6 protein-coding genes are annotated in these 10117 nt (G+C 58.5%); 5 read left to right on the forward strand and 1 reads right to left on the reverse strand.

Going from position 1 to position 10117, the window contains the following annotated elements:
- Positions 1-212 precede the first annotated feature (212 nt).
- The 4 genes from RUH75_RS13285 (at position 213) to RUH75_RS13300 (ending at position 5088) form a co-directional block, all read left to right on the forward strand.
- Positions 213-1334, forward strand: a complete 1122-nt coding sequence (locus tag RUH75_RS13285) for an Abi family protein (RefSeq protein WP_313806667.1) — start codon at positions 213-215, stop codon at positions 1332-1334.
- Between the two features lie 282 nt (positions 1335-1616).
- Positions 1617-2813: an AAA family ATPase gene (locus RUH75_RS13290; protein WP_313806669.1), complete on the forward strand. Its 1197-nt coding sequence runs from the start codon at positions 1617-1619 to the stop codon at positions 2811-2813.
- Positions 2810-3886 carry a ParB/RepB/Spo0J family partition protein gene (locus RUH75_RS13295; RefSeq protein WP_313806671.1) on the forward strand — a complete coding sequence of 359 codons (1077 nt, stop codon included), beginning with the start codon at positions 2810-2812 and terminating at the stop codon, positions 3884-3886. The genes RUH75_RS13290 and RUH75_RS13295 overlap by 4 nt, the downstream gene beginning before the upstream one ends.
- 77 nt (positions 3887-3963) lie before the next feature.
- Positions 3964-5088 carry a replication initiator protein A gene (locus RUH75_RS13300; protein WP_313806673.1) on the forward strand — a complete coding sequence of 375 codons (1125 nt, stop codon included), beginning with the start codon at positions 3964-3966 and terminating at the stop codon, positions 5086-5088.
- 2542 nt (positions 5089-7630) lie between these two features.
- Here the strand turns inward: RUH75_RS13300 and RUH75_RS13305 are convergent.
- Positions 7631-8542 (reverse strand): hypothetical protein, encoded by a 912-nt coding sequence (locus tag RUH75_RS13305; RefSeq protein ID WP_313806674.1) that lies wholly within the window; start codon positions 8540-8542, stop codon positions 7631-7633.
- Positions 8543-8989: 447 nt separating this feature from the next.
- Here RUH75_RS13305 and RUH75_RS13310 point away from each other — a divergent pair.
- Positions 8990-10117, forward strand: a 1128-nt coding sequence (locus tag RUH75_RS13310) for a tyrosine-type recombinase/integrase (RefSeq protein ID WP_313806676.1), incomplete at its 3' end; no start/stop codon positions are given.

A 10117-nucleotide genomic window follows, 5' to 3' on the forward strand; every position in this document is an offset into this window, starting at 1 on the left:
GGTTGGAACGATCAAAATTCGCTTGGACACGCGTTTACCAGATGCGAAGTGGAATCCTTGGCGTAGCCGATGCACAATGGATGACGGTGTGGGGCAGTACGCGGCGATCCATCCGAATTCGCGAAGAACGTCCTTCAACCAACATGGCATCCAGCGAAGACGGGAACGAGGAGAATCTGCCTCATGCCCGGCAGCCAGCGAAATGAGGCGGAATGGCTGGCGTGCGCATAGTCGACCTCGGCCTCGTTGCGGGCAAGATACTTTCCTTCTGGTCGTTCATTGACCAGCAGCTCCTCTGCGCCTACATGACCTTTAACAACACCCCCCAGGCTGAGAGCTTAGGCTTGCCCAATACCGGGGGGTTACTTTTTAGAGCCTCCTCGGGTAACCGGGGAAGCTCTATGTTCTACGACAAGCCAGCTACCACCATAGACGACCAAGTTGCGCTCATGTCAGAGCGTGGAATGGCGGGCGACGAAGCACTCATGTGCCGTTGGCTGGAAACGGTCGGGTATTATCGTCTGAGCGCCTACTGGTTGCCGTTCGAGCTACCTGCCTCCCCAGGGCAGACACGGACGAAGATATTTCGGCCCGGCACCATATTCGAGACGATCGTCGACATCTATGTCTTCGACCGGAAGCTGCGCCTGCTTGTCATGGAGGGGATCGAGAGGATCGAGATCGCCCTCAGGTCGCGATGGACGAACAGGTTGACGCTGGCGCACGGCGCGCACGCGCATCTTGACGTTTCCGCTTTCGAGTCCGGCTATGATCATATCTCCCTGCTGTCCGCGCTGGCGACGCGCGCGAAGGACAGCAAGGAGGTATTCGTCGAGCATTATCGGCAGAAATATGCAGATCCGTTCATGCCTCCGCTTTGGGTTATGACAGAGCTTATGACCTTCGGTGAGCTATCGCGATGGTTCGCATTGACGAAGGATCTCAAAGTGAAATCCGCGGTTGCCAAGGACTTGGGATTACCAAGTCGGGAGGTCTTGGAGGGGACTCTGCAACTTCTCTCATACATTCGCAACATATGCGCGCATCACGGTCGACTGTGGAACCGGCAGACCGTAAAGCGCCTGCCGAACATCAAGCGCTTCAGGCAGGATCTGGTCGTCATCGAAACCACAACGGACCAGGGAACTCAGGCTCAGCCAGCAAACTTCATCTACAATGCGCTTGTCGTTCTTATTCACATGCTTCGCCGACAGAGTGCCGACACCTCGTTTGCGCAACGTGTCGCAGCGCTTGTCAAAACGCGAACTGCCCATCAACTCAGAGCCATGGGCTTTCCGGCTGACTGGGAAAATCGACCTTGCTGGTCAGTCTGAAATCGATGTGACCACGAGACAGCGGATTCGGGAGCATATGGCAGAAGCACGCAGTCAGAAACGCCTATTTTTGCTCCTAAACGTTTTGGGAATGGACGAACGGCGGCCCGTTTGATGTCCCGGACATGCTCGCCCTGAAAGTCTCTGTCTTCCATTTTGGCGAGATTTGATGAAAATTTGACTACCACCCCAGTTTTGACATATCTGTCCGGGATAGAGGGTGAATTTCGACTGTTTTTGGCGAACCGCCCTGATTCGATTGATGCGATGAGGGGCTCACCGATGTTGTCCGGTCAGATCTTGGATACCATGATTACGTCGTGCGAGAACGCCAAGAGCGTTTTGCGGCGCGCAGCGATCGATCCTTCTGATCGCAAGACATTGAGTATCACAATGGGCGCCTCGGTTGCCGCAGACTTTCTCGGCCGCACGCCTGAGGCGCTTGCAAAGGCGGAAGCACGCGGTCGCCTCCCCTCCCCCAAAACCGCCAATAACGGCCGCCGTTACTATACGGTCGAGGATCTGATCGCGATCCGGGAGGCGCTAGGCATCAAAGCCGGGAAGCTGCCCGAAGAAAGGGCGGTCGTCGTGGCAGTCCAGAATTTCAAGGGTGGCGTCAGCAAGTCGACGACATCCAAGCACCTTGCCGACTATCTTGCTTTGCGAGGTTATCGTGTGTTGGTTGTCGATTGCGATCCTCAGGCATCGATGAGCGTGATGTTCGACGTCAATCTGGAACAGCTAGTTGACGAGACGCACACGCTGTCCAACTATCTCTCGCCGCGCATCGACGAGGCGGATTCCTTCCGCAAGACGATTAAGCGCACCGCCTGGCCAAACATCGACATCTGCCCCGCCAATCTGGGGCTGCAGGATACGGAGTGGGAGCTTACCGCCACAATCGAGGAAGGTCCGCACGCCATCGCCGGCGCCTTCCGCATGCTGCGAGTGGGGCTGGAAGAAGTCCGTCAGGATTATGACGTGATCATTCTCGACCCCCCGCCAGCTATGGGTTTCCTGGGTGTCAATACGCTGAGCGCCGCCGACGGGCTTCTCATTCCGGTGCCGGCGCGACAACTGGATTATCTTTCGACGATCCATTTCATGCAGACCTGCCGCGAGGCGATGAGCCTTGTATCCAAGTTCGACAATTCCATCGACTATGGGTTCATTCGGGTGGTTTGCACCATGTTTCAGCCCAATCGAACCAATGAGGCGCAGATGCTGCAGGTCATGGAAAAGACCTATGCCGGGCAGATGCTCTCAACCCCGATTCTGCTGTCTGAAGAAATCAAAAATGCGGGCATCGCGATGTCATCCATCTACGAAATCAACAAACCCTATGGTTCGCATCAGACCTATACGCGTTGCCGCGACAATCTGAATGCGGTCTTCCGCGAGCTTGAGAAGGATATTTGCAAGCAATGGCCTTCGCGCCTTGCTCAGCTGGGCACTGATAGGCTGACGGAGGCCGCATGAGCAGCAACTCGGGCGCCAGGCGCCGCAGTCTTCTGGCCAATGCCATCGATTCGTTGGATGCTGTTCAACCCTCCCCCGAGCAGGAGCCGGTGGCAGCGGAAGATCCAGCTGCACCTGTTGCGCCGAGCAAATCGGAAGCGTCCGCGCCTTCCTTCCTTGAGCGGCGCGGCGTCGCATTCGATGAGATCGCCAGATCGGTCAAACGCCCCACAATCAGGATTCGGCCTGACGAGTGCACCGTCTGGCCGGGCAATGCGCGTGACTATGAAAGCCTCACCCAAGAGCGCTGCGCTTCGCTCATTGAATCGATCAAGGAAGAAAACGGCAACCGAGAGCCGGTAGTCATCCGCCGAACGCCCGATAGCGAAAAGCCTTATGAGTTGATTGTCGGGACAAGGCGCCACTTCTCGGTCGCTTGGCTCCGCGCCAATCACCATGCCCAGATAGATCTCATCGCCCGAATTGAGACACTGGACGATGAAGGAGCGTTTCGCCTCGCAGACATCGAGAACCGTGAGCGCGAGGATGTCACTGACCTGGAGCGAGCCCGCAATTACCAGCATGCGGTTGACGCCTACTATAATGGCGTGCGCGCACATATGGCCGAACGCCTGGCGATCGGTAAGCAAAATCTCCATAATCTCCTTCAGCTCGCCGAGCTACCTACTGAGGTAGTTGGGGCCTTTGCTACGATGTCGGATCTCAAGGTCCGGCATGGCATGAAGCTTTCTCCACTCCTCAAGCAACCCGGCTTGCGTGACGCGATCATTGAGGAAGCGCTGGCGATCGGGGATGAGCAGGGCCGCCGGGCCGCTGCCGGTGAACCGCCGATTGATGGGCCGCAGATCGTGCAGCGCCTGTCTTCCGCCAACGCCCAGCCCGCCAAAAAGGCTGCGCCCAAGAGCAGGCCGAGCCTTGCAACGGCCAAGGGAGAGGAGATCGGTCAGATCATTACGGACAGCAAATCCAAGGGGATCACGCTAACGATCAACCCTAAAAAGGCAGTCGATATCGACGAGATATTGATGGCCTTGCGGCCGGTGATCGAAGCCGCCAAATTCTCGTCTCGATGAACAATTTATCATTTTAAAACATAAAGTTAGGCGAGAGTAAAACCTGTTTTACTCAAACATCGGGTTCAGGACCAAAGATGCCCTCGAAGAAGGATTCCAGTGACGATAATCAGGTCGACCTGTTCCTTCCGCAGTTGACCACACTGCCCCTGCGCGACCAGCGCGAGACAATGGAGCGTCCCTTCTTCTCGCTCTCTAAGCGCAAGCGCCTGAAGCCCATCGACTATGTGAGTCCAGATCGGAAGGTCACGGTGCACGTTAGCGCCAACTCCGAATATGGCTTGGCAACGATCTATGATCTCGACATCCTGATTTACTGCGCTTCGGTGTTGATCGAACATAAGCGGCGAGGGACGAATGACATTCCTCAGACGCTGTACATCGTGCCTTATGACATGCTCACGACCTTGAAGCGTGACGCGGGCGGTCGCGAATATGAGCTCCTCGGCAACGCACTCGACCGATTACAGTCGACGACAGTGAAGACGAATATCCGCTCCGGCGACGCGGTTGAGACGACATTCTCCTGGATCGACAGCCACAGCCAGCTCAAGGATCGCAAAGGCAGGGTCCATGGTATGCGTATCACGCTTGCCAAATGGTTCTATGACGGCGTGCTGATGGAGGGCGGCGTTCTGGCGATCGATCCGGCCTATTTCTCGTTGACCGGCGGTCGCGAGCGTTGGCTCTATCGCGTTGCACGCAAGCATGCCGGCGGCGCGGGTGCAGAGGGCTTCTCCATCTCCATGCCGACGCTTTTCGAGAAGTCAGGAGCGGAAGGGGACTATCGCCGGTTCAAGTTCGAGATGGCCAAAATCGTGCGCGAGAATGGGCTGCCAGGCTACGTCCTCGAGTTGGTTCACCGCGAAGAAGGTGAACCGATGCTGCGCATGGTGCGACGCGATCTAGACGCCAAGGAAAGTACCCTCCCCTCCCCTACTTCGGAAAATCGCGTCGCCAAAGCGGGTAAGACGCCTGCGGCTGACAAGGAGGAACCGATCCGTTTTCCCGAACAAGGGCAGATCAGTTACTGCGCGTTCGGTGCCATTGCCCGCGCTAACCTGCCTCAGCCACAGCGTGATCATTCAGTCGTGGCGGATGAATTCCGGTCGTTCCTGAAGTCCCGCGATATTGCCTTCGACGCAAAAAATATCACAACGATCTTTGCTTCCTTTTGCGCGAAGCAGCGCCCGGCAAATTGATTGTCTCGGTGAAAGGCCGTGCTTCCCCTCCCTAACACCAGACATTGACCGTTCCTGAAATCCCGGAAGTCGGTGAAGAGAGTGAATTGCTGGCGCAATAGTCGCCCCCCTCACCTCTTCGTTCTTTGCTAAGATTCAGCGGTTTTGCTTGAGGCCGGCGGATCTCATCGCTTTCGATACATCATTGCTCTCCAGCAGGCTCTTCTTCGCAGACGGGCGGGCCTGCTCATTCTGCGCCTCTGGCGATGTACACGCTTGTTTGCTCAAGCCGGGATTTCAGGAACGGGTAGGAAATGGCGGTGACCGAAACAAAATCTGGCGGGCGAAGTGGCAGGTCACATCGGCACCAGCCCGCCCTACTGATCTAAGCGATCCCAGCGCCGATAACGCTGTTTGCTCTCAAGAGGTTGTGCGACAGCTGGCCAGCCCGAACTAGCTGCCCCAATGTCCCGACAAATCAGCTTCATTCGTCCAGTTTCAGCCATCCGATCAGTTTGGTACCGACGATAGCCGCAACCCGTTCCTGAAGTCCCGAACTGGAGAGAGCAGGGGTGCGTTCCCGAAATCCCGTGGATACTGTGAACGGGTGGCATAGCCGTTCCTGAAATCCCGAGAACGACTGCTACACGCAAGCGAGACACTCGCAGTTCGGGCGAAAGTCGGCCTCCTCTGCGGCACCCCGGGGCTACCTGCAAAACATTGGCGAACTTAGATCTACAGGAGAGAGCCGTTCCTAAAGTCCCGTCCTTGGATCGCAGCATTCTTGCGGTTTTGTGACGCCACATCAGCGGTGAACAGCTCTTACAGAGCTTTCGGAAGCTACATATCTCATTTAAGTCACGGAAAAATATGGGATAAGCGTCTAGTAAAACATGTTTTACCCGACAACGCCGCATATTCTCGCCGACGAGCCCTCACGGGACTTTAGGAACGGCTGGCGGGACTTCAGGAACCGAATCACGGGAGAACAGGAACGCCGTTTCCGGGACTTCAGGAACGATCTGGCGGGACTTCAGGAACGGGGTATGCACCACGACTCGTGCTGACTCCGCGATTCGCAAGGTCGTCATTGGCTGCTTAACTTCTTATAGATTCTCTAAACCTCCTAAGACGCGCCTGACGGCGCCAATCTTGATGAGATTCTTAGAAGAGATAATGAGACCAACATTCCGCTGTCGAAAGGGAAGGCGGCTCCCGGCCTACCCTGAGGGCCGTCCACGGAACGAGTCCAGGCTTATTAACGTTGTCGATGCAACGCCACGCCTATACGCTCGGCTGCCGGCTTTATCGTCGGTTAGCTTCCGCGCCGCAAATGAACCCCAGCTTCGTAAACAGAAGCGGAAGCATGTCTCGGCGTATTGCCACAACCCACGTCCATCTGTTGACCCACCCCGCTATGGGCGGGTCTCTCTCCTTTCCAAGACCAACGTGCCGCTGACACCGCTCGGACAAGTCAGTCTGATCCCCGCGTGATTTACAACCTCCTTGGACCACGGGCAGAGGAGAAGAGAAATCTCATTCTTCCCCGAAATAAACATGATCAGATGGGGAAAGGTGCCTATCGGATCGTAGAACGATTGTACGGTGCGATTCGAGAGGGAAGGAGGGGAACGTCGAATACCGACGTGCCGTGCGGGTCTCTAGCGAAGAGCGCGCGCGCAGTTCGTCCAGTTGGCTACATGATTGTCCGCGATGCGCGATCATTGCGGAGGCACCGGAAACGCAGAGCCCATCACAACTAAACTACGATGTGGAGAAATGTTGTCGCTCCATTCCGAGCGAGTATTTGACTGAGAAGCTCGCCGCGAAGCGAAGACAGGGGCCTGAACATTTCACGCGCAGGAGAGGGAAGGGGTTCCGCTTTCGCTTTTGACAGGATGGAACAGCGGCTCCTGCTCATCGGGGACCATCGGCTGCTGTTACGGCATATCCCCCGTCGGCACGGACAGACTTTTCAGGCTAAGTACCTGCACCCGACTGCGCGGCACTTACATTGTTAATCCAGTGGGGGGCATGCTGGCTGATGGCACGTGGCATCATCTGTTGTGGTCGCAGGAGACCTGACGCGAAATGGCTTAACTGGTGCGGATAGCTCCCGAGACGCTAGACGCGGACCGATCACTCCCCTCAGATTTGAGAAACGGCCGACGCGGACTTCGGCATGGATAGCGATCGGTGGACGCGTCCCCTCACAAATTTTGCTTCCCTGGCAGGCGCGCTGGTCTCATGCGACGGATGCGATTTAGATCGTCCAGAAGGTCTTCGGTTCCAAACGCCTTCAAACTTTGCCAGTCTGGCGTGGGTGCAGGAGCGTCGCCTCAATCCAGCATGAAGAACAGGGATCGAGCGGTTTTGGTGATCACGCTTGAGTGAAATCGACTTATCTCATTGCATCGAGATCGCGAGATCCGAGGATCTCACGTTCGTAAAGATGGTCGGGAATGAGAACAAAAGAGGAAATGCCGCTAAAATGCCCTCAGGAGGCCGTGGGGCGCATCGAGGCGCTCCAGGTCAACGGTGCGACCCACATCCATTTTGGCGCTCAGAGAGGCTCTGAGGGCAAGCGATTTTCATCCTCTTCGTCCCAAATTGTGGGCTCAAAGAGGTCTACAACTGGGGCGTGCGGCCGAGCAGGAGAGGGGGACTCTCCGCTGACCGGAATCCGATAGCTGCGAAAGCTCCCTTGGCCGGTCCGCTCGATGAGCAGGCCTTCGGCCTCCGCGGTTGTCAGCAGCTTAATCGCCCCGGCTGATGTCAGTCCGAACCGCTTGGCGACCTGGTTGCTGGTGATGGCGGGACGCGCCATCGCGAACAGGATCACCTCCTTGAGCCGGCCCAGGCGCTTCCGGTCGGCAAGATGTTGAGCAGCCCGATGGGCATAGCCGCGCAACTGGACCTCCCATTCCAGATGAGCCTTGGCGCCGGCGATGATCGCGTCGAGCCAGAGCCGGTCGAGATCACGGCCCGACGCGATCTTCCAAGGGCCACCGGCGCGCTGCAGGCCGAGTGCGGCCAGCCCGCCTTGCGATCCGGTCCAGCGTCCCGGACCCCAGCGGTCGCCGATCAGCAGGCTGGCCACGAGATCGCCGCGGGCGAGGGGGGCGAGCTGCCGCCAGAGCGCGGCGATCCGGCCAGAATGGAGCAGGGGAGGGGAGGGGGGCAAGGCTTGGCAGGCCTTGCTCCAGGCATCGATCGCCGGGTGCATCTCCCATGGCTCGCGATGGCCAGGGACGGGCTGGTTGGAAGGACCGGTTTCGGCACCGAGCCAGGCCAGCAGGGCGGAGGGATCGGTCATGAGTGCGTCCAGGGTGATCGGCATGCCGATGGCGTGTTTCCAATGAGTCAGGTCGTATCCGCTGGTGATGGTTCGACGTCGGCCATCGATCCTGACCGCCTCCTCGGGCAATTCATAGGCGTCGACCCCGGCCAAGGCTTGCCGCTCGGCCAGCGCCATGCGTGCCTTCCAGGGCTGGCGCACGGGACTGAGCCGGAGGCGTTCCTCCACCCGCGCGAGCGCGGTTTGGGCATCGGCATAGGCAAGGAACAGAGTTGGATCGAGAAGGGGAGTGGGTGGAACCATCATTTTCGTGCCGAAAGTCCCCTAAAAGGGTGGAGTTTATCCTTCAAAGCCGAATTACAAAAATTGCCTATTCACCTAGCTTATCTGATCAGAAATTAAACTGAAAGTCGCTTTCAGAAAGTCTGCTGATAGGTCTATAAGATTGGATCAGTGACAAGGGCCATTATCATTGATTCAAAATGTTGTGCGGCTTATGATTTTGCCTTCGATATGTGCCAATAAGAGCGGACCGGGATGACAGGCCACGGCAAACGATCGTTGCGCGGACTACGCGCTTTTCTCGATCCGTCCTTCGAGTCGGATCCTACGCCTGTTCCGTCCGTGGAGCAAACGGACGACCCGGGTCATGCGGCCATCGGCACTGACCAGGCGGGGAAAGACGATCAAGCGGTATCGGCTGGGGCGGCGGAGCCGGACATTGCGGCCTTGGCCATCGAAGAAGCCAATCTCCCGGTGGGGATCGGACCGTTCGCGGCGCTGGCGCTCGCTGTGGACACTCGGCCGGTCCCACTGGTCCTGCCGGCGCCGGGCCAGCGTTGGGCCTATGGCGCGCGCAAGCACTATGTCGCGCAGCGCAGGGCGGAGCGCGCGGCGGAGCAGGCGCGAACGCCGCTTCAGCGCTTCGAGGCCGCACTGGTGTACCTGCCGACGACCGGGCGCCCGGCGATCCGTCTCGATCTGGTCGAAGCGACGCTCGCCGCGATGGCTCCTAACACTGTGCGAGGCCTGCTGGCGGACATGGCGGGCTTTGGCGAGGCCTGCCGCCGGTGCGGGGTGAGCGCCTTGCCAGCGCAGCCTACATCGGTCATCGCCTTCCTCAAGGCGCGTGCGGCGGGGGAGGGCGGCCTCGCCAGGGCGAAGCCGGCGACGCTCTCGCGCATCCTCTGGGCGATCGCGACCTTCCATCGGCTGTTCGATCTGCCAGACCCGACGAAGGACAGACTGGTGGCGCTGACGCTCAAGGGCTTGCGCCGCGAGCTTGGCACCGCCCAGCGGCAGGCACGACCGTTGCGCTACAAAGGCTCGGTCAGCGACGTTTTCGAAGGGGATGCGCGGGGGATGAGCCTCAAGGCGCTGCTCGATGGCTGCCCGAGCGACGAAAAGGGGCTGAGAGATCGGGCGTTGCTGTCCGTCGCCTATGACACGGGGCTGCGTGCGTCCGAACTGGTCGCGATCGATATCGCCCATATCCGGCCGTCCAGCGACCCGGATACCCGGTTGCTCCATATCCCGCGGCACAAAGGGGATCAGGAAGGGGAGGGGGCCACCGCCTTTCTCTCGATGCGGAGCGTGCTGGCGCTGAAAGCCTGGATTGCGGTGATGGCCGAGATGCGGGACCTTCCTGAAATCACGGAAGGGCCGCTTTTTCGGCGGCTGTTCATCAAGCCGCTCAAAGAGATCGATCCCGCGGTGGCGCGCGCGGCCGCGCGACAGCGGGCCCCCGCTACG

It is taken from the genome of Sphingobium sp. (assembly GCF_032153725.1).
Taxonomy (GTDB): domain Bacteria; phylum Pseudomonadota; class Alphaproteobacteria; order Sphingomonadales; family Sphingomonadaceae; genus Sphingobium.